The 24,648-nt window shown below is 59.5% G+C and carries 24 protein-coding genes and 1 pseudogene; 19 read left to right on the forward strand and 6 right to left on the reverse strand.

The genetic code is table 11. The features are described 5' to 3' along the window. Nucleotides 1–37: 37 nt before the first annotated feature. Entirely contained in the window at nt 38–1,393 is a 1,356-nt protein-coding gene (locus tag HDF09_RS04600) for an APC family permease (protein ID WP_183762072.1), read from the forward strand. Here the strand turns inward: HDF09_RS04600 and glgA are convergent. Further along, nucleotides 1,390–2,838 carry a glycogen synthase GlgA gene (glgA, locus tag HDF09_RS04605; protein ID WP_183762075.1) on the reverse strand — a complete coding sequence of 483 codons (1,449 nt, stop codon included), beginning with the start codon at nt 2,836–2,838 and terminating at the stop codon, nt 1,390–1,392. The genes HDF09_RS04600 and glgA overlap by 4 nt on opposite strands. A 72-nt stretch (nt 2,839–2,910) precedes the next feature. Between glgA and rsmA the strand changes: the two genes are divergently transcribed. Beyond that, entirely contained in the window at nt 2,911–3,726 is an 816-nt protein-coding gene (gene rsmA, locus HDF09_RS04610) for a 16S rRNA (adenine(1518)-N(6)/adenine(1519)-N(6))-dimethyltransferase RsmA (protein ID WP_183762078.1), read from the forward strand. A gap of 35 nt (nt 3,727–3,761) precedes the next feature. On the opposite strand, the gene HDF09_RS04615 is transcribed toward rsmA, so the two are convergent. From HDF09_RS04615 to HDF09_RS04625, 3 genes are all read right to left on the reverse strand, one after another. Beyond that, nucleotides 3,762–4,472 carry a hypothetical protein gene (locus HDF09_RS04615; RefSeq protein ID WP_183762081.1) on the reverse strand — a complete coding sequence of 237 codons (711 nt, stop codon included), beginning with the start codon at nt 4,470–4,472 and terminating at the stop codon, nt 3,762–3,764. Next, entirely contained in the window at nt 4,469–4,978 is a 510-nt protein-coding gene (gene ruvC / locus HDF09_RS04620; protein WP_183762085.1) for a crossover junction endodeoxyribonuclease RuvC, read from the reverse strand. The genes HDF09_RS04615 and ruvC overlap by 4 nt, the downstream gene beginning before the upstream one ends. A 71-nt stretch (nt 4,979–5,049) precedes the next feature. Next, nucleotides 5,050–5,820 (reverse strand): thiazole synthase, encoded by a 771-nt coding sequence (locus HDF09_RS04625; protein ID WP_183762088.1) that lies wholly within the window; start codon nt 5,818–5,820, stop codon nt 5,050–5,052. Between the two features lie 387 nt (nt 5,821–6,207). Here HDF09_RS04625 and HDF09_RS04630 point away from each other — a divergent pair, with 387 nt between their 5' ends. From HDF09_RS04630 to HDF09_RS04705, 17 genes and pseudogenes are all read left to right on the forward strand, one after another. Further along, the gene (locus HDF09_RS04630; RefSeq protein WP_183762091.1) at nt 6,208–6,429 is read left to right on the forward strand and encodes a DUF3185 domain-containing protein; all 222 of its coding nucleotides are present in this window, start codon (nt 6,208–6,210) and stop codon (nt 6,427–6,429) included. 135 nt (nt 6,430–6,564) lie between these two features. Beyond that, entirely contained in the window at nt 6,565–8,025 is a 1,461-nt protein-coding gene (locus HDF09_RS04635; RefSeq protein WP_183762094.1) for a carbohydrate porin, read from the forward strand. Nucleotides 8,026–8,142: 117 nt separating this feature from the next. Further along, nucleotides 8,143–8,409: pseudogene (locus HDF09_RS20640) on the forward strand (prepilin peptidase); the annotation flags it as partial. A gap of 30 nt (nt 8,410–8,439) precedes the next feature. Then, nucleotides 8,440–9,099 carry a prepilin peptidase gene (locus HDF09_RS04640; protein ID WP_260180982.1) on the forward strand — a complete coding sequence of 220 codons (660 nt, stop codon included), beginning with the start codon at nt 8,440–8,442 and terminating at the stop codon, nt 9,097–9,099. 63 nt (nt 9,100–9,162) lie between these two features. Beyond that, entirely contained in the window at nt 9,163–9,570 is a 408-nt protein-coding gene (locus HDF09_RS04645) for an NADH-quinone oxidoreductase subunit A (protein WP_183763361.1), read from the forward strand. Continuing rightward, a complete protein-coding gene (locus HDF09_RS04650) occupies nt 9,570–10,061 on the forward strand; it encodes an NADH-quinone oxidoreductase subunit C (RefSeq protein WP_183762098.1) in 492 nt (163 codons plus the stop codon). Before HDF09_RS04645 ends, HDF09_RS04650 begins: the two co-directional genes overlap by 1 nt. Then, nucleotides 10,061–11,329 carry an NADH dehydrogenase (quinone) subunit D gene (nuoD, locus tag HDF09_RS04655; RefSeq protein ID WP_183762101.1) on the forward strand — a complete coding sequence of 423 codons (1,269 nt, stop codon included), beginning with the start codon at nt 10,061–10,063 and terminating at the stop codon, nt 11,327–11,329. Before HDF09_RS04650 ends, nuoD begins: the two co-directional genes overlap by 1 nt. 84 nt (nt 11,330–11,413) lie before the next feature. Next, nucleotides 11,414–11,638 carry a transcriptional regulator gene (locus tag HDF09_RS04660; protein WP_260180919.1) on the forward strand — a complete coding sequence of 75 codons (225 nt, stop codon included), beginning with the start codon at nt 11,414–11,416 and terminating at the stop codon, nt 11,636–11,638. Continuing rightward, a complete protein-coding gene (locus HDF09_RS04665; protein WP_183762107.1) occupies nt 11,631–12,140 on the forward strand; it encodes an NADH-quinone oxidoreductase subunit NuoE family protein in 510 nt (169 codons plus the stop codon). The genes HDF09_RS04660 and HDF09_RS04665 overlap by 8 nt, the downstream gene beginning before the upstream one ends. Further along, nucleotides 12,141–13,457 carry an NADH-quinone oxidoreductase subunit NuoF gene (nuoF, locus tag HDF09_RS04670; protein ID WP_183762110.1) on the forward strand — a complete coding sequence of 439 codons (1,317 nt, stop codon included), beginning with the start codon at nt 12,141–12,143 and terminating at the stop codon, nt 13,455–13,457. 3 nt (nt 13,458–13,460) lie between these two features. Then, entirely contained in the window at nt 13,461–15,866 is a 2,406-nt protein-coding gene (locus HDF09_RS04675) for a molybdopterin-dependent oxidoreductase (RefSeq protein WP_183762113.1), read from the forward strand. A gap of 50 nt (nt 15,867–15,916) precedes the next feature. Then, the gene (gene nuoH, locus HDF09_RS04680) at nt 15,917–16,978 is read left to right on the forward strand and encodes an NADH-quinone oxidoreductase subunit NuoH (protein WP_183762116.1); all 1,062 of its coding nucleotides are present in this window, start codon (nt 15,917–15,919) and stop codon (nt 16,976–16,978) included. 118 nt (nt 16,979–17,096) lie between these two features. Beyond that, nucleotides 17,097–17,603 (forward strand): NADH-quinone oxidoreductase subunit J family protein, encoded by a 507-nt coding sequence (locus HDF09_RS04685; RefSeq protein WP_183762119.1) that lies wholly within the window; start codon nt 17,097–17,099, stop codon nt 17,601–17,603. A gap of 2 nt (nt 17,604–17,605) precedes the next feature. Next, nucleotides 17,606–17,917, forward strand: a complete 312-nt coding sequence (gene nuoK / locus HDF09_RS04690) for an NADH-quinone oxidoreductase subunit NuoK (RefSeq protein ID WP_183762122.1) — start codon at nt 17,606–17,608, stop codon at nt 17,915–17,917. A gap of 5 nt (nt 17,918–17,922) precedes the next feature. Then, nucleotides 17,923–19,962, forward strand: a complete 2,040-nt coding sequence (gene nuoL / locus HDF09_RS04695) for an NADH-quinone oxidoreductase subunit L (protein WP_260180920.1) — start codon at nt 17,923–17,925, stop codon at nt 19,960–19,962. A gap of 51 nt (nt 19,963–20,013) precedes the next feature. After that, nucleotides 20,014–21,585 carry a complex I subunit 4 family protein gene (locus HDF09_RS04700; RefSeq protein ID WP_183762125.1) on the forward strand — a complete coding sequence of 524 codons (1,572 nt, stop codon included), beginning with the start codon at nt 20,014–20,016 and terminating at the stop codon, nt 21,583–21,585. Further along, entirely contained in the window at nt 21,585–23,105 is a 1,521-nt protein-coding gene (locus HDF09_RS04705) for an NADH-quinone oxidoreductase subunit N (RefSeq protein ID WP_183762128.1), read from the forward strand. The genes HDF09_RS04700 and HDF09_RS04705 overlap by 1 nt, the downstream gene beginning before the upstream one ends. Nucleotides 23,106–23,409: 304 nt before the next feature. On the opposite strand, the gene HDF09_RS04710 is transcribed toward HDF09_RS04705, so the two are convergent. Both HDF09_RS04710 and atpB read right to left on the reverse strand, forming a co-directional pair. Then, a complete protein-coding gene (locus tag HDF09_RS04710) occupies nt 23,410–23,718 on the reverse strand; it encodes an ATP synthase F0 subunit C (protein WP_179637647.1) in 309 nt (102 codons plus the stop codon). Nucleotides 23,719–23,899: 181 nt separating this feature from the next. Beyond that, complete coding sequence (atpB, locus tag HDF09_RS04715; protein WP_183762131.1) at nt 23,900–24,631, reverse strand: F0F1 ATP synthase subunit A; 732 nt, start codon at nt 24,629–24,631, stop codon at nt 23,900–23,902. Between the last annotated feature and the right edge of the window lie 17 nt (nt 24,632–24,648).

The following is a 24,648-nucleotide window of genomic DNA, read 5'->3' on the forward strand; positions in this document are numbered from 1 at the left end:
GGTCATGCGGCGGAGGTGTGCTACTCTCCGGGAACCGATGCCAAACAGTAAGTCCGAACTGCCCCGCGTCCTGAACGCATCCCACGCGACCTCGATTGTCGTGGGCATCATTATCGGGAGCGGCATCTTTCTAGTGCCGCGGGAGATGATGGCTGCGGTGGGCTCGTCCGGCATGGTCTATGTGGTTTGGATCGTGGGTGGCTTGCTCTCGCTCTTCGGCGCAATGACCTATGCGGAGATCGCTGCCGCGCGACCGCGGTATGGCGGCGAATATGCTTTTCTTCGCGAGGCCTATGGGGATCTGACCGGCTTCCTTTATATGTGGACGCAGATTACGGTGGCCAAACCTGCATCTCTGGCTACGATCGCTGCCGGGCTTGCGCGCGTGTTGGGGACCTTCGCGATCTTCAGCTTCTTTGCCCGCCCGGCTTTCTTTCATCTCTTCTGGGGACAGATCTTCGCCATCACGGTGACGTGGCTCATTGCCATTCTTAACATCATTGGGACGAGAAGATCGGCGAATGTGCAGCTTCTGCTTACGTGGCTCAAGGGCCTGCTGATTCTCGTGATTGCGGGGTTTTGTTTTGGAGCGGCAGGCCAGCATGGGTCGTGGCACAACTTCAGCACAGACTTTGCGGGAGCGCGGGGAGGCTTTACCGGCTTCATGATTGCGCTGGTCGCCGCGCTGTGGGCCTACGACGGATGGAGCGACGTCGTAACCATGGCGGGCGAGGTGAAGAAGCCGCAACGCAGCATGCCGCTGGCTCTGGTGGGAGGGGTTGCCATCGTTGGTGCGCTCTATATGCTGACCAATGCTGCGATTCAATATGTCTTGCCCGCAGCAGCCATCGCTACCGCGGATCGACCTGCAGCCGATGCGATGCGCCTGGTTACTGGATCGTGGGGAGCGACGCTGGTGTCGATCGGAATGGCCGTCAGTATCTGCGCGACCTTTGTAGGGTCGTCGCTCTCGGGTGCGCGTGTGCCGTTCGCAGCGGCTCGCGATGGATTGTTCTTCAAACAATTGGCGCATGTGAACTCGCGATTTCAAACGCCGTCGACAGCATTGATCCTTCAAGCCGTTCTGAGTTCTCTGCTGCTGCTTGCCATCGGAAAGTTTCAGGCACTCTTTTCGCTGGCCATCTTCGGAGAGTGGCTCTTCTACATGCTCACAGCCAGCACGATCTTCGTGTTTCGCCGCCGCGAGCCAGACACACCGCGTCCTTATAGCATTTGGGGATACCCTGCGTTGCCGGCACTGTTCATTCTTGCGGCGGCAGTGCTGCTGGTCTTTTCGTTTGCAGATCAGCCGCGGAACTCTCTTATCGGAACAGGAATCATTCTGCTGGGAGTTCCGCTGCACTACCTGTTGCAACGAAGACGAGCTGCCTAGCTGCGATTCTGGATGACACGCTCGTAGAGGCGGAGGTACTCGCTGGCAGGCTTATCCCAGGAAAAGTCCTGCGCCATACCTCGCCGCATCATCTGTGTCCACTCTTGTTTGTTGCGGAACGTTTCAAGGGCGCGCTTGAGCGCGTCGAAGAACGCCCCCGCACTGTAGCCCCAGAATTTGAACCCATTGCCTCCACCGTTCGGCTGCTCCTCGATGGTATCGTCGAGGCCGCCTGTCGCGCGGACGACGGGAATCGTGCCGTACTTGAGGCTGTAGAGCTGGTTTAGACCGCCGGGCTCGTAGCGGGATGGCATCAGAAAGATGTCAGCGCCTGCTTCGATCTTGTGCGCCATTACATTGTCGAACTTTACCTTCACGCGCACTTTAGCGGGATGGCGCTCGGCCATCTCCACCAACAGCCGTTCGTAGTACTCTTCGCCGCTTCCCAGAATTACCAGCACCATGTCTTCCTGCGCCAGACGGTCCATGATCTCGACGATAAAGTCCGAGCCTTTCTGGGTAGCGAAACGGGAGACCACTCCGATCACAGCGGTGTCGTCACCGACATTCTCCAGTCCATAAGCGTGAAGCAGATCGCGACGGCACTCTTTCTTGCCGGAGAGGTTTTCCGCCGTGTAGTGCGCTGCGATGTGGGAGTCGGTTGCCGGATTCCACTCGTCGGAGTCGATGCCGTTCGTGATTCCGAGCAGGTCTCCACTCCGTTGGCGAAAGACTCCTTCGAGCCCGTTGCCGAACTCGCTCGTCTGGAGTTCTTCGGCGTACTTGCGGCTGACCGTCGTGATGGCATCCGCATACACGATGCCGCCTTTCAGAAAATCGACCTTGTCGTAGTGTTCGAGTTTTTCGACCGTGTACAGATCCCAGGGGAGGAGCAGCTTTTCGATGGTCTGCGAAGGAAACCAGCCCTGATAGCCCGCGTTGTGAACCGTCAACACCGCTGGGACGTTTCGCAGAACGGGATCGAAGTAGTAGATGGAGCGCAGCATGACCGGGAGCATCGCCGCCTGCCAGTTATGAACGTGGAAGACATCGGGAACGCCAAGCATCTTTGAGACTTCAATTACCGAGCGGCAGAGCAGGCCGAAGCGCTCCGCGTTGTCGGGATAATCTCCAGACGGCGTGCCATAGAAGTTCTCGCGGTCGAAGAGTTCGGCGCAATCGATGAAGTAAGTCTGGACCCCACCCTTGACTCCGCCGTCGAGAATACGCACGAAGCGGTTATAGCCGGGAAAAGGAATCGTGATACTGTGCAGCACAACCGGAGGGTTCGGGACAGCCTTCGCGACCTGGCGATAGTAGGGCAGAAAGACGCTGACGCGATGACCGAGTTTAGCCAGTGCGCGTGGGAGCGCGCTTACCACATCTGCCACTCCACCCGATTTGGCCCAGGGGGAGCACTCCGATGCTGCGAAAACAATATGCATACCTTCGTCCTTTATCTTTCCAACCAAACCGTTAGTCTATAGAAGAGCACAGGAACAAACAGCAAACATTGGATGCAGATGAAACGTAAGCCGAAGCTGGGGCAGAATTTTCTTGTCGACGACTCCGCCCGTCACGCCATCGTCGATGCCCTTGGTGATCTTAGCAAGCGCACCGTCATCGAGATCGGCCCTGGGCATGGGGCGATTACCGACATCCTGGCTGCACGTTGCCACAAGCTGATCGCACTGGAGCTTGACCGGAGCCTGGCAGCGGAGTTGACCTTCCGCTTTCGCGATCATCCGCAGGTACAGATTCTCGAGTGCGATGTTCTGAAGACGGACCTGCTAACGCTGGTGCCGGAGGGCGAGACGGCTGACGTGATCGGAAATCTGCCGTACTACATCACGTCGGATATTCTGCTGCAACTGTTTGCAGCTGGCAGCGCCGGCACGCTCGCCCGCGCTGTACTGATGATGCAGCGGGAGGTTGCGGACCGCGTCTCGGCGGCACCAGGGGTTCGCGACTATGGCTTGCTCTCAGCGACTGCACAGATGAACGCGCAGGTCGACAACCTATTCACGCTGGCGCCGTCCGCGTTTTTGCCTCCTCCCGATGTTTACTCCACCGTGCTTCGGCTGCACTTCGCGCCACGGTTTGCTGAGCTTGGTGTAGATCCTGAAGAGTTCAACCTCTTCCTGAAGCAGTGCTTTGCGCAGAAACGCAAGACTCTGCAGAACAACCTCCGTGCCGCTGGCTACTCGGCCGAACAGCTCTCTCGAGCGTGGCCAGCCAGCGTTCCCGCACAGGCACGCGCCGAATCACTCGCGCTGGAATCCATGGCAGAGCTCTATCGTTCTTTGTCGCATGTCGTTGCCGATAGCGACTGAAGAGATTGTTCCCGATGCCTGCGTATTGCAGGATCCTAATGACTGTCCGCGGCAACCTGCTCCAGCATCTTTGCCGCACGCAATCGAACGCGTTGAATCACGGCTGTGTCGTCCGCGATTGCGGCCAGCGTCGGCGAGATCGTTCCCATTTCGAGCGCGCGTCCCTCCTTCACCTCGTCCGCGAAGGAGTTCATCTCGGCATCGAGGCCGAGGCGGTCGTAGCGGTGCAGAAACTCCAGCCTACGTCCTTCATCCAGTGTGGAGGCGACTCCGAGGAAGATATCGGTCAGCGTGCCTACAGTTTTGTTCTCTGAGTAGTTGTAGACACACGATCCCGATCCATCGGAGCCGGCGTACGTAAGCGTCTTCGTGCCGGTGTCGGCTATGTTCTTCGCCTTGGAGGCGCATTCGACGTTGAAATGATTCAGCGAGCGCGCCGCCTTGAAGACCTTTGCGACGGTGCCCGAAGTCAGGTTGATGGGTCGATCGACATGCTGCGCCGCCTGGCCCCGCATCGAGGTCTGCGTTGCTGGAGTCTCGGCCTGATCCGCCTGATAGGTGCCCGTTCCGTTCTCATGAATCCGCAGCGTGAAACGCGGAACCGGAAGCCCCGTGCGGTCGAACTGAAAAGTGACCTCGGCGCTGGGGGACACAGCCGCCGCAGGTTCGGCCGTTTGAGCGATCGCCACAAAGCTGGAACCCAGAAAAAGCGCTGTGCCAAGTACTATGCTCGTTGTCGCTCTCATCGGCGCGCGCCCTGGAGTTCGAGTGTCTGAGCGGTATGGATGTGGCAGATCGCAATCGCCAACGCGTCAGCAGCATCTGCGGAGTCGAAGGCATTCTCGTTGTCGAGCAGACGCCTCACCATGAACTGCACCTGCTCCTTGGCGGCCAGTCCGTAACCAACCACGGAGCTTTTTATCGAGAGTGGAGCATACTCCGCCACGGGCATTCCGCAGGTCGCTGCGGCCAGCATCGCCACACCGCGCACCTGACCAAGCTTCAGCGCAGACTTTGCATTCGCGGAGAAGAATACCTCCTCGATGGCGACGATCTCCGGCTGATGCAGGGTCATCAAGGCGGTCAACTCAGCGTAGACCTGAGCGAGCCGCTGAGGTGTCTTCTCTTTCTTGTTGAGCCGAATCGTACCGGCCGCCAGGTGAATGAGACGAGGCGTGCGGGCGTCGCCATCCACCTCCACCACCCCGTAGCCGGTGAACTCCGTTCCGCAGTCGATGCCGAAGACTCGCATGGGCGAAGTTTACTGCATCTGGTAGCAGCTTCGGACTATCGAAGTTGAGTCCACCGAAAGAACTGCGTGCACTAGCGGGAGATCCCCTCGAGTGGGGAGCTGGCCGTGGCGTAGAGTTTGCGTTGCATTCTGCCAGCAAGAAAGGCCTGCCGCCCGGCGAGGACGGCATGCTGCATCGCCTCGGCCATCAGCAAGGGGTCCTTCGCCGCAGCTATCGCGGTATTCATCAACACAGCATCGAAGCCCAATTCCATCGCGACCGCAGCATCGGAGGCTGTGCCGACGCCTGCATCTACGATCAGCGGCACCTCCGTGATCAGCTCTCGCAGAATACGCAGGTTGGCCGTATTTTGCAGTCCAAGCCCGCTGCCGATGGGTGCTCCGAGAGGCATGACAGCCGCGGCTCCCGCGTCAATCAGCCGCTTGGCAAAGACGATATCGTCCGACGTATACGGCAGAACGGTGAAGCCTTCTTTGACCAGCACGCGGGTGGCTTCGAGCGTCGCCTGCACATCGGGATAGAGCGTCTGCTGATCGCCGATCACCTCGATCTTGACCCAGTCCGAGAGCCCCACCTCGCGCCCCAGCCGCGCAGCGCGGATCGCCTCGTCGGCGGTGTAGCACCCGGCTGTATTGGGCAGCAGAAAATAACGCCTTGGGTCGATGAAGTCCAGCAAGGACTCGCTCGTGCGATCGAGGTTGACCCGCCGGACGGCAACCGTCACCATCTCCGCTCCTGAGGCTTCGATGGCAGCCTGGGTCTCGGCGCCATCTTTGTACTTCCCTGTGCCGACGATCAGTCGTGATTGAAAGGCTCGTCCTGCGATCACCAGAGGTTTCATAGTTAATATCCTATCGGAAGGATGCCGGCAAAACGCAAACGGCTCGCACTCTGGAGAGCAGCGAGCCGCCTGGCGGTGAACTGTTGAGATTGACCTGAGGCGTCCATACTCGGACTTGGCCTCGGCGTGGACTTTTCTACTACAAAGACCGCCAGGACTAGAGCTATGGACGCTCTAAGCCTCAGTCACCTCACGTTGCGTTGAACTACATGTACTGTCAATTTTCATAGGCAGGACCATCCTCCTTTCCCGTGTAAAGGCAGACTACTCCCGAGTTCCGGTTGCGTGCAAGTGCGCCAGCAAAAGCGTGGGGATGGTACATCTGCAGAGGTTGCACTCTGCATCAGAGGTTTAGTCGCGATCCTCGCGTCGAAGAAGGGTTCTCTTATGAAGGCAGCAACTATTGTTGGAATTCTCCTTATTGTTCTTGGGATTATCGGATACGCCACCGGCGGCCTCTCCTTTACGCACGAGAAGAAAGTCGTCGACGCGGGACCTATTCAGATCTCGCGCAAGACTCAGGACACGTTGCCACTCTCTCCCATTCTGAGCACGATCGCACTGATTGCCGGTTTGGGCCTGGTTGTTGTCGGTGCGAGATCCAAGTAACCTGGCGCGCGAAATCGTTCTCAAATCTCGGGCGACTTGCCCCAGACTATTTATTGATTGCAAACCCCGCACACTCATAATTTAGGCATCGTCGTTCTCTTTCTGTTAATCTTCAGGCCTGAAGATTAGAGTTCAATGACTAGAAACCATGCCAGAAGGGGCTGCCTTGCAGGCACTCTAGCCCTTCTGTTTCTTGCCTGCAACTTTGCCACGGCGCAGAGTGTCACCGGAGCAGGTCCAGAGCAGACGCCACAGCCCGACGCGCCGACTCCGTCCCCCGAGAGCACCGATCCCGCGCTGACCATGTTTCCGCACTGGGAGCATTCGCGATTCTTCATCGGCGGGCAGGCCAACATCATCCTTCAGGCGCATGGGCCGTTCCATTCGCCCTACGAAGGCGTCAATAGCCTTCTGCCGCGAGGGGAATATAAGACATCCCTGCTCGGCACGCTTTATCTGGGTGCGCAAGTAGTCACTAATCCGAAGTTCGCGCTGGACGCTCTCTTCGACCTCGAATCTGCAGGCGGCCGGGGCGACAGCGAGGCCCTGGGACTGGCCGGCTTCACGAATCTCGATGTGGTCCGTAATCCGAATCTCGGTTCGACGCCCTACATGGCCCGTGTGCAACTCCATCAGACGATCGGCTTCACCAGCAAGCTCGTGGAAAATACCCAGTCACAGTTTTCCCTTGGTACTGAGGTGCCGGAGCGCCGCCTGGAGTTTCACATCGGCAAGATGAGTCTGCCCGACTTTCTCGACATCAACAGCATCGGCAGTGACAGCCATCTTCAGTTCATGAACTGGACCGTCGACAACAACGGCGCGTGGGACTACGCGGCCGACACGCGCGGCTACACCTACGGCATCGTCAGCGAATACGACGACAAGGTCTGGTCCGCACGATACGCGCTCGCACTGATGCCCACGGTCGCCAACGGGATCGATCTGGACTGGGCTCTGCGGCGTGCCAGCGGGCAAAACTGGGAGTTTGAGCTGCGCAAGCCCCTGCTGGGAAGTCTGCTACCGCCCGATCGCAAGGGCACCGTCCGCGTACTGAGCTACGTCAATCACGCTCACATGGGTCTGTACCGCGATGCCAATAGAGCTTTTCTCGCGGGCGAAGATCCTACCCCGGACATCAAGCTGCACGAAAAGTTCAGCGCGGTGAAGTATGGCTTTGGCTTGAATTTCGAGCAAGAGGTGACGAAGGATCTGCGCGTCTTTGGCCGCTTCGGATGGAACGAAGGCCAGCATGAGTCCTTTGCCTACACCGAAGTGGATCAGACGGTGGAGTTTGGCGGCGACTACTCTGGCCGCGGATGGTCGCGCCCAAATGATAAGGTCGGGCTGGTCTTTGTCTCGAATGCCATCAAGAAAGATCACCAGGAGTATCTGAAGCTCGGCGGTCTGGGTTTTCTGCTGGGCGACGGCAAGCTGAACTACGCGCGCGAGGACATCCTCGAGAGCTACTACAACCTGCACACCTGGCGGGGAATCTACTACGCGCTGGACCTGCAGTTCATCGAGCACCCCGGCTACAACCAGGATCGAGGCCCTGTGCTGGTCGAATCGGTCCGCATGCACGTCGATTTCTAGGCTTGACGCCTACCTATACTTTTTTGGTCCAAAGTCTTCGAAGGAAGAGACTTAGGTCCGGACTTCCGCCTCTTAGCCTATCCTGTAAGCGCGGCCGTGAAACCGTATACTCATCGGGTGGACCAGCTTGGCATCGTTCTCTTCGCGGCGTTTTTCCTTGGACTTCTCTTTGGCAGCTTCCTCAACGTCTGTATCTCGCGATTGCCGCAGCGTGAGTCGGTCGTCCACCCGCGCTCGCGATGCCCAGAGTGTGGAGCGCCCATCCGCTGGTACGACAATGTCCCCCTTATAAGTTGGATCGTTCTTCGTCGTCGATGCCGGGACTGCAAACAGCCTATTCCGTGGCGTTATCCATTGGTCGAACTCGCAATGGGTTTGTGGCTGTTGAGCGTGGCTCGCTTGTTTTGGGACGCTATGCATTTAGATACAGCGATTGGAGCAAACCCAATACCTTTCCCTACCGAAGCCCAGATCGTGGGCTATTGCTTGTCTCTGGTTGGTGTCGCCATTCTTGGCTTTCTCCTCATCGGCCTGATGGTGATGGACTGGCAGACCATGATCCTGCCTCACTCCTTCACGCTTGGCGGCATCGCCGTCGCTCTCTTCCTTGTCTGCACACAGGCCCTCTTCCTCGGGCCAAACGAAGATGAGGTCGTCCTGACCAAACACCACATCCAACTCACCAGTCCCGGTGGTGTGGTCGATCGCGGCAATCTCTTCTTTACCGGTCCGGAGAGCCTGATCTTTGGTCGCATCGCGGCTGTTTGCGGAGCAGCGCTCCTGCTTCTACTCATCCGCTGGCTCTACAAGGCAGTCCGCCACCGCGACGGCATGGGCCTGGGCGACGTGAAGCTTCTTGCCATGATCGCGGCCTTTCTCGGCTTCTGGCCAGCGATCCTCTCCCTCTTCCTTGGAACGTTAGCGGCTGCGGTCTATGGAGTCGTCCTTCTGGCGCGCGGCAGGGCAGGAGCGACCTCCAGACTTGCCTTCGGCAGCTTTCTTTCGATCGGCGGACTAGTCAGCGCACTCTTCGGTAATCGATTGATCAATATGTACATAGCATTACTTCGATAGCCGCACACTGTCCTGACAATCGCTTGACACTTGCCAGCCGCAATCTTAGAGTCGAAGATGGCCATGCACAGTTACCCCTACATTTGGAACTACCTTCCACTCGTGCTTCAGGTTCTGGCCGCCCTCGGGCTGGCTGTGGGCATGGTGGGCGCCTCATTTCTCATCGGAAAACACAAAAATTCACGCACCAAGGCCTCAGTCTATGAGTGCGGCATGGAGGCGACCGGCGACGCTCGCGGCCGTTTCACCGTACGTTTTTACATGGTCGCGATGCTATTTATCCTGTTCGATGTTGAAGCTGTTTTCATGCTGCCCTGGGCGGTGATCTTCCGCCGCCTGCCGGCAATTACCGGCTCGCGCATGTTCGGCTTCTACGAGATGCTCGTCTACCTCGGCTTCGTTGCTGTCGGCCTCTTTTACGTCTGGAAGAAGGGCATCCTGGATTGGGCGAACGATAAAGGAGACCTCTAATGTACGATCCAGCCTCTGCCATCAAGGGCAAACAGGCCGTCTTCGAGGCGCATCCTGAAAACACCGCAGTCAAAGCTCTGGCCGACCTCGCGACTGACGCCAAGTTCGACCGCGCCGAGCTGACCCTTACCGTGGCTCGCGAGAACATCGTCGCCGCGGCGAAAGCAGTCCAGCAGGCTGGTTACAACTTCCTTGAGGATGTCACCGCCGTCGACTGGTACCCCTCGGAGCCGCGCTTCCAGATCTCTTACAGTATTCTTTCGCACAAGTTGAAAGAGCGCGTGCGGTTGGTGGTTCGCCTCGATGGAGAGGACGCCGCGCTGGACAGCATCACGTCGGTATGGCCCTCTGCCAACTTTTACGAGCGCGAAGTCTTCGATCTCTTTGGAGTGCACTTCGGTGGTCATCCCAACCTTCGCAGAATCATGATGCCGGAAGACTGGAAGGGGCATCCATTACGCAAGGACTACCCCGTGGAGGGTTACCGCTAATGACTCCCCCTGTTGAAGAACTTACCGGCGTGGCAGCTATCGATCCGGGCATTGACGATCTGATCGCCAACTCCGCACGAAATAGACAGAACCCGCCGTCCAAAGATCAGACCATGATCATCAACATGGGTCCGCAGCATCCCTCGACCCATGGCGTTCTCCGGCTGGTCATCGAGGTCGACGGCGAGACCATCGTCGGGCTGGCGCCGGATATCGGCTATCTTCACACCGGCATCGAGAAGACCTGCGAGGCGAAGTTCTACCAGCAGGTCGTCCCCATGACCGACCGCATCGACTATCTCTGCCCCATGACCAACAATCTCGCCTACGCTCTTGCAGTAGAGAAGTTGCTGGGTCTAGAGATTCCCGAGCGCGCGCAGTATCTTCGCGTCCTCTTCAACGAGCTCACCCGCATTCAGTCGCACCTGGTCTGGCTCGGAACGCACGCCATGGACATCGGTGCGCTCACCGTCTTCCTCTACTGCTTCCGCGAGCGCGAAGATCTGCTGCGAATCTTCGAGGCGGTCGCTGGCCAGCGCATGATGACCAGCTACGTCCGCGTCGGCGGCCTGAGCCTGGAGCCACCGCGGGATATCTACGAAAAGATCCGCACCTTCCTCAAAAACTTCCCTGCACATGTCGACGAGTACGAGGGTCTGCTCCAGACCAACCCCATCTGGATGAATCGCCTCAAAGGCGTAGGCTATCTTTCGGCCGAAGATGCGATTGCGCTGGGCGTCACTGGCCCCCCACTGCGTGCCTCTGGTGTCGACTTCGATGTTCGCCGGGATATGCCTTACTCCGGCTACGAGAAGTTCCAGTTCAATGTGCCCGTCTCTGATGTCGGCGACGTGTGGGCGCGCTACATCGTTCGTATGCAGGAGTTCCGCGAGTCGGTCAAGATCTGCCTGCAGGCGCTTGATGGTCTTCCTGAAGGACACATCGTCGCAGATGCGCCGAAGATCATTCTGCCGAATCGCGAGCAGATGAAGACCCAGATGGAGTCCCTCATCCATCACTTCAAGATTGTGACCGAAGGCTTTGGTGTTCCAGCAGGTGAGGCGACCAGCTCCGTCGAAGCGCCGCACGGCATGATGAACTACTACGTCGTCTCCGACGGCACCGCCAAACCCTACCGCGTGCACATGCGCAACCCTGGATTCGCAACTCTGCAGGCACTCGAAACCATGTGCAAAGGCCGTCTCCTCGCCGATGTCGTCGCCGTCATCGGATCGATCGATATCGTTCTGGGCGAGATCGACCGCTAACCTCTGATGCTCGAAGCGCGCCTCAGAGCTGAACTTTGGACCTCGTGGGCCTCGCTGCTTCGCTCTTATGCGGCCGCTCATGGAATGAACAGCACGCATCATGCAGTCGTTGAAGTGGGAGCGGAAGAGATTACACTTCGTGTGGCCAGCCGCTGGCTTCGCTTCACGCACGAGACGATGGAATCAAGTGATGGAAGCCGCTCTACCTTCACCATGCAGGAAGATGGAACGGTCAAACTGAACGGTATCGCCGAAGAGATGGACCTTGCCGCCGAGAGGCTGGCGCGGGAGATGATGCAGAGTGAGTGAAATAGCCAATACGATCTTTTCGCCAGAGACGGCCGCGCGCTTCGACCATCTCGTCACCATCTACCCACTCAAGCGGTCAGCGCTCGTGCCCATGCTGCTCTACGCCCAGGATGAAATCGGCTATATCTCTGACGTCGTCATCGCCGAGATCGCCCAGCGCCTCGACCTTCTGGAGTTGGACGTACGCAACGTGCTTTCGTACTACTCCATGCTGCGCACCAAGCCTGCTGGCAAGTACAACGTGCAGGTGTGCACCAATATCTCCTGCATGCTGCGTGGCGGCTACGAGATCCTCGACCACTGCAAGCACAAGCTCGGCATCGGCCACAAAGGCACAACCTCCGACGGCGTCTTCTCGCTGGAAGAGGTCGAGTGCATCGGAGCCTGCTGCTGGGCGCCAGCCATTCAGATCAACTACGACTTCCACGACGACCTCACCACAGAAAAAGTCGACGTTCTCTTCCAGATGTATCGCGACGGCCAGGGAAAGGACGTGAAATAAATGCCATCACTCGTCTCGCATCCCGATGAGGTAAAAGTAGTCTCCCGCCGCTTCGGCCTGGGGGCAACCGACATCGACAAGTATGTTGAACTCGATGGCTATAAAGCTGTTCAGCAAGCCATCGCCAAGGGACCCGAGTGGATCATCACTGAGATGAAGGCCAGCGGCCTACGTGGACGTGGTGGCGCTGGATTTCCGACCGGCATGAAGTGGTCCTTCGTCCCAAAGCAGTCCGAAAAGCCGAAGTACGTGCTGGTCAACGGTGACGAATCCGAACCCGGCACCTGCAAGGATCACGTCCTGTTCCTGCACGATCCCCATGCCGTCATCGAAGGCACGATGATCGCGGGCCTCGCCATCGGCTCCAAGCTTGGCTTCATCTATCTCCGCGGGGAGTATCGCTACCTGCTCAAGATCGTCGAAAAGGCTGTTGCCGACGCCTATGCAAAGGGCTTCCTCGGCAAGAACATCTTCGGCACCGGTGTGGACTTCGACATCATCACGCAGACGGGAGCGGGAGCGTACGAGGTTGGCGAAGAGTCTGCCCTGATGGAGTCGCTCGAAGGCAAGCGCGGAGTGCCTCGCATCAAGCCTCCCTTCCCTGCCGTCGTTGGGCTTTATGGTGGTCCTACGGTCATCAACAACGCCGAGACCATCGCCAACGCGCCGCATATCCTGCTGATGGGTGGCGAGGCCTATGCGAAGCTTGGCAGCGAACGCAACGGTGGCACCCGCCTCTTCGGCATCAGCGGTCATGTCGAACGCCCCGGCGTCTACGAGCTTCCGATGGGCTACAACCTCAAGCGAGCTATCTACGAGGTCGCAGGCGGTATCAAGGATGGCAAGAGGCTGAAGGCAGTCGTACCCGGCGGCTCGAGCTGCCCCGTCATGACCGCGGACGAGATCGACGTCGGTCTTGACTTCGACCAGATGGGCAAGGCCGGCACCATGCTTGGCTCGGGCGGCATCGTGGTGCTTGACGAGAGCGTCTCCATCGTCGAATTTGCTCTCCGCACCATCGCGTTCTACCAGCATGAGTCCTGCGGCTGGTGCATTCCCTGCCGCGAGGGTACGGACTGGATCAAGAAGACTCTCACTCGCGTCTACAACGGCGGCGGCAATAAAAAAGATGTCGACAACGTTCAATATCTCGCCGAGAACATGCTGGGACGAACCTTCTGCCCGCTGGGCGACGCAGCAGCTATGCCCACCATCGCCTTCGTGAAGAAGTTCCGCAAAGAGTTTGAAGACTACATCGAGGGCCACAAGGCCGGAACCCCCATCATCACCGTTGAACAGCTGGTTGGAGCGCATTAAGCCATGGCAGACGTAACCCTTACCGTAGACGGCAAAAAAATCACCGCACCCGCAGGCACTCTTTTGCTCGAAGCCTGCAAGTCCGCCGGTATTGAGATCCCCGCCTTCTGCTACTACCCCGGCCTCTCGCTGCAGGCGGCTTGCCGGATGTGCGTCGTGCGCATCGAGAAGATGCCTAAGCTCCAGACCGCCTGCACCACGCCGGTCACCGAGGGCATGGTCGTGACCAGCGAGTCGCCCGAGATCGCCCAGGCCCGCAAGGCTACGCTGCAACTTCTCCTTGGCAATCATCCGCTCGACTGCCCTGTCTGCGACGCCGGCGGCGAGTGCGAGCTGCAGGACATGACCTTCAAGTACGGCGCAGCCGACAGCTTCTACGCAGAACCCAAGAACCACCGCGAAGAGCAGAAGTGGTCCCCTGTCGTCTACTTCGATCGCCCGCGCTGCATCCTCTGCTACCGCTGCATCCGCATGTGCGGCGAGGGCATGGACGTCTTCGCTCTCGGCATTCAGAACCGCGGCAGTTCTTCGGTCATCGCCCCCAACGTTCCCGCGCAGATGTCTCCCGACGACCTCGCCCACGTGGACTGCGAGCAGTGCGGCATGTGCATCGATGCCTGCCCGGTCGGAGCGCTGACCTCCGGCACCTACCGCTACAAGACGCGGCCCTGGGAGATGAATCACGTCTCGACGATCTGCACGCACTGCGGCGACGGATGCAAGACCACGCTCGGCGTTCGCAGCACCACGGACGGCTCCGAGATCGTCCGCGGCGATAACCGCGACAAGTCCGGCATCAACGTCGACTTCCTCTGTAACAAGGGTCGCTACGCCTTCGACTTCGCCAACAATGAAGACCGCATCACCCAGCCGCTCGTTCGCCAGCCCAACGGCGAGATGAAGCCCGTCAGCTGGGAGGTTGCACTCGACCACGTCGGCAAGACCTTCCGCGAGCTCCGCGACACGCGTGGCGGCAAGAGCATCGGAGTCATCGGCTCCAATCGCACGACGAACGAAGAGGCCTACCTGCTGCAGAAGTTCGCTCGCACCGTGTTGGGCACCAACAACATCGATCACCATCGCACCGCAGATTACGTCTCCTTTGCCCGAGCTCTCGCCGGCACAACGGATCGCACCGCCAGCCTGAAAGACACGCTGACCGCGCCGGCCATCATGATCCTCGGCGGCGATCCAACGATTCAGGCCCCCGCCACCGCGTGGAATATCCGCACCAACGTCCGCAACAATCGCGCCCGGCTCTACATCGCCAACTCTGCCGAGATCAAGCTTCGCCGCCAGGCCAAAGCCTTCGCGCACATCGCACCCTTCAGCTACGGCGCGCTGGCCAGCTTCCTCGCCGGAGACGATAGTGCTGTTGATGCCCTCACCCACCCGGGCGCAGACGCATCCTCCTTCCACGATTTCCGCAAGTCAATTCGGGCGGAGGAGAGTCTCCTCGTTCTTCTCGGGTCGGAGTTCCGCGGCGCCGATCTGCAGCGCCTCCTGGCCTTCGGCAAGACGTTGCCAAACCGCAAGTTCGCCCTCATCTCCGACTACGTCAACTCACGCGGAGCCGCCGACATGGGCCTGCTCCCCGACCTGCTTCCGGGATACACTCCGCTTGCAGGCAACACCACCTTCGCCGAGTACAACACTCCTGCCACGCCAGGTCTCGACCTGCTCGAGATGTTCGAAGCGGCTGGACGTGGTGAGCTCTCCGCGCTCTACGTCGTCGGATCGAACCCGGTTTCGCGCTACAGCGTAGACCCCGCCTCGCTGAAGGACACCTTCGTGGTGGTGCAGGATATGTTCCTCACCGAGACCGCAGCCCTCGCCGACGTCATCCTTCCAGCCGCGAATCTCTACGAGAAGTCCGGCTCCGTGACCAACAGCTACGGCGATCTCCAGCTCGTCAGCAAGGCAGGCGACCGCGCCGGAGTCCGCACCGACTTCGAGATGATCGTTCGCATCGCCGACAAGATGGGCGCGAACATGAAGGCTCTGGTTCCCTTCGGCAAAGGCACGCGAGCCGATATGGGTCAGTCCCGCGGTGCACAGTCCGGCGAGGCCGACCGTCACGCCGTATGGCTTTCGGCAAACAATATGGAGCCGAAGCTCAGCCCCTTCGATCCCTTCGCAATTCTGGACGAGATTCAGCGCCTCGTCCCCGGATACGACCTGCTGCGCCTTCAGCTGCTCAGCGGCAATGATCAGCATCTGCAGCCAGACGTAAGCGCCAACGACCTCGTTCAAATAGGCAACCGCCGCGACCTCGTCCTTCCGGCGAACGATACACTGTTTACCTCGGGCACCCTGGGACGCTACTCCGCCATGCTCTCCGACCTGCAGCATAACGAGAGCCTTCGTCCTCCAACCGGCCTCACCCAGATTCAGACCGCAGCCGACTAAGTAGACACAACAGCAGACTCGAAACAACTACAGGAGCCCAACCCACCGCCGTGAGCCACCTCAGCCCATTTCAGACATTCCTGCTGCTCAGCATTCTCAAGGTCGTGGTCGTCCTGGTCATCACCCTGAGTGCGGTCGCCTACACGGTGCTACTGGAGCGCAAGGTGTTGGGCCGCATTCAGAATCGCTGGGGACCCTCCCGCGTCGGGCCCTTCGGCTTGATGCAGCCGCTCGCTGACGGAATCAAACTCTTCCTCAAAGAAGATCTACTGCCTATCGCGGCAGAACGCCCGCTCTTCATCATCGCCCCTATCATCGCGCTGACCTGTGCGCTTATCTCCATCGCGGTTGTTCCCTTCGGCGGTATGCAAACGGTGAAGGGCGTCGAGATGTTCAACATCGCCGACCTCAACATCGGCCTGCTCGTCATCCTGGGCATCACCTCCATCGGAGTCTACGGCATCGCACTCTCGGGCTGGTCCTCGAACAATAAGTTCGCCCTCCTCGGCAGCCTCCGCGCAACCTCGCAGATGATCAGCTATGAACTGGCTCTTGGCCTTTCGCTGGTCGGCGTCGTCCTCCGTGCACAATCTCTCAGCCTGCGCGATATCGTCAACAGCCAAGGCGCACACGGCCTGCTTAGCTGGAACTTCTTTGGCGGCTTCCAGTTTGTCGGCTTCTTCATCTACATCATGGCCGCCTACGCCGAGACCAACCGCGCTCCCTTTGACCTTCCCGAAGCCGAGTCCGAGCTCGTCGCCGGCTATCACACCGAGTACAGCTCGATGAAGTTCGCCATGTTCTTCATGGCTGAGTACGCGAACATGATCACCGTCAGCTGCGTGGCCTCGCTGCTCTTCTTCGGCGGAGCCTCCAGCCCCCTCGGCCATCTCCTGCCAGCGGACTTCGGCGGCCCCATCCTCTCCGCCATCTTTCCGATCCTCTGGTTCGTGGCCAAAGTTCTCGCCTTCCTTCTGCTTTTTATCTGGGTGCGAGGCACGCTGCCGCGCTTCCGTTATGACCAGCTCATGAGCTTCGGCTGGAAGTTTCTCCTGCCGCTCGCCATAGCCAACATCATCGTCACAAGTTTAGTCATTGCCTTACGGAGTTAGCTCCACGGAAGTAGCAACAAGGTGTTTTACAATCAGCAGATAGCCCAGTTCTTCGAAATCGGCCTCTGCTCTGTTTCAAAACGTCTCAAGCGATTCACAAAGGACCTGACGGAACATCATGCAACTGGCACTCTTTCTCATCTTTGGCGGGCTGGCCGTAGCAGGAGCGTTGAACCTGCTCCTGCAGCGCCATCCCATCAACAGCGCACTCTCGCTGGTCGTCGTCATGATGTCGCTGGCGGTCCTCTACTGGTCGCTGGGGGCCGAGTTCCTCGCTGCCTCCCAGGTCATCGTCTACTCCGGTGCCATCATGGTCTTCTTCGTCTTCGTCATCATGCTTCTGAACGCAGGCGAAGAGGAGCGAACCACCGGCAGCCGAGCCGCGTACCTCGTTGGCTTCCCCGGCGCCGCAGCCATCTTCTGCCTGCTGAGCTTCGTCTTCCTGTCGGAACGCAAGGCTCTCGGCTACACCAACATCGGCGGCTATCTCAATCACATCACCAGCAACATCTCCGAGATCAGCACCATCCTCTTCACCAAGTTGCTGCTTCCCTTCGAAGTCACCTCGATCCTCATCCTGGTAGCCATCCTCGGAGCCGTTGTGCTCGCGCGAAAGGAACAATAGAGATGCTTCCGCAAGTGCCCATCGCCGCTTATCTCATCCTCGCTGCTGTGCTCTTCTCTGTTGGCGTCGCGGCCTTCCTCATCAAGCGCAACCTCATCACCATCTTCATGTCGATTGAGCTGATGCTCAACGCCGTCAACCTCACCTTCGTCGCCTTCGCGCATATGTGGCACCAGGTCTCCGGCCAGATCTTCGTCTTCTTCGTGATGGTGGTCGCCGCAGCCGAGGCCGCCGTCGGCCTTGCCATCATCATCGCCATCTTCCGCACGCGTGAAACGCTGAACGTCGACCAGATCGACCTGATGAAATCGTGACCTCTATGCCCTCTGCCTCCATGATCTCCGACTACCTCTGGCTGATCCCGCTTGTCCCCTTTGCCGGCTTCCTGATCAACGGCACTGTGGGCCGCAAGTTTCCCCGTGCTCTCGTCTCCGCCGTCGCTCTGCTCTGCACCGCGATTCCAGCCACGATCGTTGCGTGGCTCTGGATCGTCATGAAGTCCGAAGGCGCGCCCGAAGTCCTTCGCGTCGTCAGCCAGCCATGGATCGCAATTACCGGACTCCAGATCGACTTCGCCCTCACCGTCGATCACCTCACCCTGATTATGCTCGGCGTGGTCACCGGGGTCGGCTTCCTGATTCATGTTTACTCGGTCGGATATATGGCGCACGAAGAGGGATACTGGCGTTTCTTCGCCTACCTGAACCTCTTCATGTTCTTCATGCTCGTCCTCGTCCTGGCTGAGAGCTTCCTCCTGCTCTTCGTCGGCTGGGAGGGCGTGGGCCTCGCCTCGTATCTGCTCATCGGCTTCTACTTCACGAAGGACTCCGCCGCCAACGCCGGCAAAAAAGCCTTCATCGTCAACCGCATCGGCGACTTCGGTTTTCTCCTTGCGATGTTCCTCCTCGTCCGCGAGTTCGGCTCCCTCGACTTCAGCCACATCTTCCAGGCGATCAACGTCAATCCCGGCTGGCACGGAGGTATCCTCACCGCGATCGCACTCCTGCTCGTCCTCGGCGCAGTCGGAAAATCCGCACAGATTCCGCTGTACGTCTGGCTCCCCGACGCGATGGAAGGCCCCACCCCCGTCTCGGCCCTCATCCATGCCGCAACGATGGTCACGGCCGGCATCTATATGGTCGCCCGCTGCCACGTGCTCTTCAACCACAGCCCCCACGCGCTCGGCGTCGTCGCCATCATCGGCGCGGCCACGGCCATCTTCGCCGCCTGCATCGGCATGGTGCAGCACGACATCAAGCGCGTCCTCGCCTACTCCACCGTCTCGCAGCTCGGCTACATGTTTCTGGCCTGCGGAGTCGGCGCGTACACGGCAGGCATCTTCCATCTGCTCACCCACGCCTTCTTCAAGGCGCTGCTCTTCCTCTCTGCCGGCTCGGTCATCCACGCGCTCTCCGGCGAGCAGGACATGCGTAAGATGGGCGGCCTCCGCAAGCGCATCCCCGTCACTTTCTGGTCCATGACAATGGGCGTCTTCGCTATCGCCGGCATTCCCCCCCTAGCGGGTTTCTTCTCCAAGGACGAGATCCTCTACCAGGCCTTCGTCTCGACCAATCCCATCGGCAAACTGCTCTGGCTCGTCGGCCTTATCACCGCCGGCATGACCTCCTTCTACATGTTCCGCCTCTGGTTCAAGACCTTCTTTGGCCCGGAGCACTTTGAGGAGCACACTGATCTCCACGCCCACGGAGCAGCCGTCCACGCTCACTCCGGCGGCCACACCGTGATGGTCGTCGACCCGGAAGACAACCACGCGCACGGCGTTCACGAGTCCCCTGCGATCATGACCGTTCCGCTCGCCATCCTCGCGCTGCTGTCGATCATCGGCGGCTGGGTAGGGGTTCCCGCCGCTATGGGTGGCCACAACGAGATCGAACACTTCCTGGACCCCGTGTTCAGCACAGACGCAGCGGTCGAAGCAGCAACCACCGCTCATGGCTCCGAGCTTGGCCTCGCCGTAGTCTCCGTCCTTGTCGCTCTGGCCGGCCTCGGAATCGCCTACCTCTTCTATTACAAGAAACCGGGCACCGCCGCAGCGCTCGCAGCAAAGATGCCCGCTCTCTACAACCTCGTCGCTCACAAGTTCTACGTCGACGAGATCTACGGCGCCCTCATCGTCTCCCCGCTGCTCATGCTCAGCCGTCTCTTCCTCGGCGGCATCATCGACGGCGGCATCGTCAACGGCTCAGGCGCAGCCGCTGGCGCAACTACCCGAGGCCTCAGCTCTCTCGTCCGCCGCGTTCAATCAGGAAACATTCGCTCCTACGCCGGCTGGCTCGCACTCGGGGCCGCCGCCGTTCTGCTCGTTATGATCTTCGGCCGCTCCATTTGGATGCACTAAGGAAAAGCGCGTTTTTACCGGCATCTTGTTTTTGCAACACCAAAGGAAACGATGAATATCGACCACACCATCCTGACCGTCCTCATCTTCGTCCCGCTCGCGGGCGCGGTCCTGCTGGCCTTGCTGCCCGACAAGGGCAGGCTGATGCAATGGGGTGCGCTCGCCGTCACCCTGATCACCTTTATCTGCACCCTGCATCTGCCCGCAAACTACGACTACTCTGCCGTCGCCGGCACCTTCCAGTTCGAGCAGAATCACGAGTGGATCACCTCGCCCGCCATCCGCTATCACCTCGGCGTCGACGGCCTCTCTATGTGGCTGGTCGTGCTCACCGGCTTCCTCGCTCCTCTCGGCGTCCTCGTCTCCTGGAACACCATCGGCGATCGCAAGAAGCTCTTCTACACCCTCTTCCTCCTGCAACAGGTCGCGATGATCGGCATCTTCGTCTCGCTCGACCTCTTCCTCTACTACGCCTTCTGGGAGCTCTCGCTGGTTCCCATGACGCTGCTCATCGCCACCTTCGGCCGCGGCGCCAACCGCCGCCGCGCCGCCATCAAGTACTTCCTCTACACCTTCATCCCGTCTGCGATTCTGCTCGTCGGGATGCTCTGGGTCTACGCCCGCACCGGCACCTTCCAGCTGCCCGAGCTCGCCCAGCTTGCCGCCGCCCACAATATCTCCAGCAATAACGCAGCGCTCTGGCTGGCCTCACTTGCCTTCCTCGTAGCCTTCGCAGTCAAAGTTCCAGTCTTTCCGCTTCACGGCTGGCTCTCAGACGCAATCGCCGAAGCCCCCACCGCAGCCGTGATGGTTCTGGTCGGCAAACTCGGCCTCTACTCCATCCTGCGCTTCTCCTTCAGCATCTTCCCCGAGCAGTCCCGCCAGATCGCTCCGCTTATGATCGCCCTCGGAGCCATCGGCATCGTCTACGGTGCGCTCATCGCTCTTGTGCAAAAAGATCTCAAGCAACTGGCCGCATACGGAGCACTCGGACACGTCAGCGTCGTCGTTCTTGGCATCTTCACCTTCACCATCGCCGGCATCGACGGCGGCATCTACGCCACCCTCAACGAAGGCATCGGCGCCGGTGCTTTCTTCATCCTTCTCGGCATTCTCTACGAGCGCTACGGCACCTACGATATGCGCGACTATGGGGGTCTCGCCGCCAAGCTCCCTTGGATGGTAACCCTCTTCGTCATCACCACGCTGTCGGTGATCGGCTTGCCGATGCTCAACGGCTTCGTAGGCGAGTTCCTCGTCCTCACCGGCGGCATGCAGTCCGCCGTCACCCACCACACTCGCTGGACGGTGCTCGCCACCACCGGCGTCATTCTCACCGCCTCGTACATGCTGTGGATGATTCAGCGCGTCTTCTATGGCGACCTGAACGAGAACACAGCCGACGTACCGGTCCCTGACGTCACCGCGCGCGAGCATCTCGCACTCTGGCCACTAATCGCTGTCATGCTCTTCATGGGCATCGCGTCCCCCTACTGGCTGCGCGCCATCGACACCGCAGGTACCTACCTCGCGCAGGAACCGCAGCCCATCGAGCCCGCAGCAACCGTTAACACCATCGTCCCAGAGCCACAGACATCCGCCGCCCAGGAGGCCACGAAGTAATGTCCCCTAACGTCCTGGCCCTCCTTCCCGAGCTCATCCTCACCCTCGTCGGTGTCCTCGTCATGCTCGTGGAGCCATGCCTGAAGCCGGGCTCCAGCCGCAAACCTCTTGGCTGGCTCGCGATCGTCGGCACCGTCGCCGCTCTCGCCGGAAGCTGGTATCAGATTCAGTTCGGCACCCTCCACGCCTTCTCCGGCACCATTCAGGTCGACGCCTTCTCGGTGCTCTTCCACTTCGTCATCGGCTCCGTCGTCCTGGTTACCCTGCTGGGCTCAATAGATTTCTTCGAAGGCAATGCCAGCCACGCCGGCGAGTACTTCGCACTTATTCTCTTCGGCGCAGTCGGCATGATGCTGATGACCTGCTCGGTCGAACTCCTCATGGTCTTCGTCGGCCTGGAGATCTCCTCGATCTCGACCTACATCATGTGCGGCTTCCGCAAGGGTCAGGCCACCGGCACCGAGTCCTCTATCAAGTACTTCCTGCTCGGCTCCTTCGCCACCGCTTTCTTCCTCTACGGTGTGGCCCTCTCGTTCGGCGCGACGGGTTCTACCAACATCTACGCCATCGCCCACGGCCTCGAGACCACGGCAACCCCTGCTTTAGCTTTCACGGCCCTCGCGCTCATCCTTATCGGTCTCGGCTTCAAAGTCTCCGCCGCCCCGTTCCATGTCTGGACCCCGGATGTTTATCAGGGCGCACCGGCCCCAGTCGTCGGCCTCATGTCGACCGCACCCAAAGCCGCCGCCTTCGCCGTCCTGCTCCGCATCACCTTCACCGGCTTCCCGACCTATCAACATCGCTGGGCCATCCTGATGTGGGTTCTCGCCGCACTGTCAATGACGGTTGGCAATCTCGGCGCTCTTATGCAGCGCGACGTCAAGCGCATGCTCGCCTACTCCAGCATCGCTCACGCCGGCTATCTTATGGTCGCCTTCACTGCCTTCCCCTTCGACGGTATCGCCGCGGCCTGCTTCTACACCGCGACCTACGCCGCGATGAACGTTGGCGCCTTCGCGGTTGTCACGCAGATTGCCGGCTACGACGAGCGCGCTCGCAGCATCGACGACTTCACCGGTCTCGGCCAGAAGCGCCCCTACCTCGCCGCTCTGCTCAGCTTCTTCCTGCTCTCGCTCATCGGAATCCCCTTCACCGGCGGCTTCTTCGGCAAGTTCTACGTCTTCTCCGCAGCGATCCACGGCGGCAATGTGTGGTTGGCCGTTATCGGTCTGCTCAACAGCGGCGTCGCCTGCTTCTATTATCTGCGTCTGCTGGCTGCGATCTACACTCGTCCCGGCAGCGAGAGCACTCGCCTCAACCAGCTTCGGCGCATCAGTGTTCCTGCGGCGATTGGGATTGGTCTTGCTGCTGTGGCGACGGGGGCGCTTGGCATTGTGCCCAGCGGTGCGGTCTCCTTTGCGGAGTACGCCAGCCACTCTACTCTCATCGAACAGGGCCGACAGGAGTGTGCCGCCTCTCCCGATAGCTGCCATCTTCAGCTGCAGTTCGACGAGAAGTAACTACGTCCTGCCGGACGGGCCTCTGCACTCAGTCACCCCGCAAACGAAGACCTGTTTGCGGGGACCCCGATTCGGCGGCCACTTCGTGGCGTGTATATCGGTCTTGGCAAGATGATAGTCATGGGTCCTCCCGTTGGTCGGCATGGATTTTCCTTCCGGCCAACGGGATGACCAACAAGGTACACAAGTCACGAAGTGACCGCCCCACGCGCAGTGGGCCCGTCCGGCAGGACAAATAGGCAAACAAGAAAGCCTCCGCGAACTGCGGAGGCTTTCCTTGTCACAAACTTCAAAGGCCAGAAGCTTACTGGACCTTGAGGAAGATGATGACGAACGTGAACAGCGCGAGCGACTCAATAAACGCCAAACCAAGAATCAGGAAGATAAAGATTCCAGGACGAGCACCCGGGTTACGTGCCAGCGCCTCGGTTGCCGAAGCGGTCGCCTTACCCTGACCCAGACCGCAAAGACCAGCAGCCAGCGCCATGCCCAGACCAGCAGCCAGAGGAACCCACTGGGCTCCGGGGCTTGCAGCGGCAGCGCCCTGCGCAAAAGCCGGCGTTGCAAACAGCAGCGCGGCCAACGACATAAAGAGATATTGCAGCTTCTTCATCGTGTTACTCCTGCCTCCGTGGATACGCCGCCAGTGGGTGGTTGATGCTCACCGTGCTGGCACCCTCACGCTATGCGGCGTTGTTGCACACTGCGAGAGGAGGCCCCAACGCAGCGAAACTTGGTAGCCAAGGTTGGTAGCCCAATGCTTTAGCTTTGGTCTCCTTGGGTGATGCGAAGCATCAATGATCGTGCGCCGTTGCCAGCGAGAGATAAATCGCCGCCAATAAAAAGAACACGTAAGCCTGCACCACAGCCACGCCAAGGTGCAGCCCCAGGAAGATCAGCGGAATTCCAACCGGAACCAGCGAGAAGAAGGCAATCGTCACCAGGTCTCCCGCAAACATATTCGCGTAGAGACGAACCGTCAGCGAGAGAACGCGAGCGAGGTGCGAGATGATCTCAATCGGCAGCAGCAGCGGGTACAACCACCACACCGGCCCCAGAAACTGCTTGATGTACGCCCAGCCGTTCTCGCGAATGCCATGGTAGTGGTAGTAGATGAACGTGACCAGCGCGAAGCCCAGCGGAACCACGGCATAGGCCGTAGGCGACTTCAGCCCCGGAATAATACCCATCAGGTTGGCCAGCAGAATGAACAGCCCCAGAGACGTCAGGTAGCTCGTGAAACGCTCCGACCCGTGGCCGATGATCTGCTCGCCCTGCTGGGAGACAAACTCATGGGTCATCTCTGCCAGATGCTGCGCGCCGGCTGGCTTCTCAACGCTCAACGTCATCCGTACGAGGATGAAGTAGGCAATCAGAACGAAAAACACCAGCAGTTCCATCGCGAACGAGTCCGTAATTGGATAAGCCGGATACTTCGGATGCACATGCACGGCCTGCAGCAGTGAGGTCGTAAACGCACCGAAGTGCTGATTCAAAAATTGGGTGAAGAGTGTCTGTGTCGGCATATAAATAAAACTTCTGT

This window comes from Edaphobacter lichenicola, assembly GCF_014201315.1.
GTDB classification, from domain to species: domain Bacteria; phylum Acidobacteriota; class Terriglobia; order Terriglobales; family Acidobacteriaceae; genus Edaphobacter; species Edaphobacter lichenicola_B.

Coding starts and splice junctions, on each gene's coding strand:
- HDF09_RS04660 (WP_260180919.1), top strand. CDS start 11,414: ATGAACAGCACGCATCATGCAGTCGTTGAAGTGGGAGCGGAAGAGATT.
- nuoK (WP_183762122.1), top strand. CDS start 17,606: ATGCTTCCGCAAGTGCCCATCGCCGCTTATCTCATCCTCGCTGCTGTG.
- HDF09_RS04640 (WP_260180982.1), top strand. CDS start 8,440: ATGCATTTAGATACAGCGATTGGAGCAAACCCAATACCTTTCCCTACC.
- nuoF (WP_183762110.1), top strand. CDS start 12,141: ATGCCATCACTCGTCTCGCATCCCGATGAGGTAAAAGTAGTCTCCCGC.
- HDF09_RS04705 (WP_183762128.1), top strand. CDS start 21,585: ATGTCCCCTAACGTCCTGGCCCTCCTTCCCGAGCTCATCCTCACCCTC.
- HDF09_RS04685 (WP_183762119.1), top strand. CDS start 17,097: ATGCAACTGGCACTCTTTCTCATCTTTGGCGGGCTGGCCGTAGCAGGA.
- ruvC (WP_183762085.1), bottom strand. CDS start 4,978: ATGCGAGTCTTCGGCATCGACTGCGGAACGGAGTTCACCGGCTACGGG.
- HDF09_RS04700 (WP_183762125.1), top strand. CDS start 20,014: ATGAATATCGACCACACCATCCTGACCGTCCTCATCTTCGTCCCGCTC.
- atpB (WP_183762131.1), bottom strand. CDS start 24,631: ATGCCGACACAGACACTCTTCACCCAATTTTTGAATCAGCACTTCGGT.
- HDF09_RS04630 (WP_183762091.1), top strand. CDS start 6,208: ATGAAGGCAGCAACTATTGTTGGAATTCTCCTTATTGTTCTTGGGATT.
- nuoL (WP_260180920.1), top strand. CDS start 17,923: ATGCCCTCTGCCTCCATGATCTCCGACTACCTCTGGCTGATCCCGCTT.
- glgA (WP_183762075.1), bottom strand. CDS start 2,838: ATGCATATTGTTTTCGCAGCATCGGAGTGCTCCCCCTGGGCCAAATCG.
- HDF09_RS04675 (WP_183762113.1), top strand. CDS start 13,461: ATGGCAGACGTAACCCTTACCGTAGACGGCAAAAAAATCACCGCACCC.
- HDF09_RS04635 (WP_183762094.1), top strand. CDS start 6,565: ATGACTAGAAACCATGCCAGAAGGGGCTGCCTTGCAGGCACTCTAGCC.
- HDF09_RS04615 (WP_183762081.1), bottom strand. CDS start 4,472: ATGAGAGCGACAACGAGCATAGTACTTGGCACAGCGCTTTTTCTGGGT.
- HDF09_RS04600 (WP_183762072.1), top strand. CDS start 38: ATGCCAAACAGTAAGTCCGAACTGCCCCGCGTCCTGAACGCATCCCAC.
- rsmA (WP_183762078.1), top strand. CDS start 2,911: ATGCAGATGAAACGTAAGCCGAAGCTGGGGCAGAATTTTCTTGTCGAC.
- nuoD (WP_183762101.1), top strand. CDS start 10,061: ATGACTCCCCCTGTTGAAGAACTTACCGGCGTGGCAGCTATCGATCCG.
- HDF09_RS04650 (WP_183762098.1), top strand. CDS start 9,570: ATGTACGATCCAGCCTCTGCCATCAAGGGCAAACAGGCCGTCTTCGAG.
- HDF09_RS04710 (WP_179637647.1), bottom strand. CDS start 23,718: ATGAAGAAGCTGCAATATCTCTTTATGTCGTTGGCCGCGCTGCTGTTT.
- HDF09_RS04645 (WP_183763361.1), top strand. CDS start 9,163: ATGCACAGTTACCCCTACATTTGGAACTACCTTCCACTCGTGCTTCAG.
- HDF09_RS04625 (WP_183762088.1), bottom strand. CDS start 5,820: ATGAAACCTCTGGTGATCGCAGGACGAGCCTTTCAATCACGACTGATC.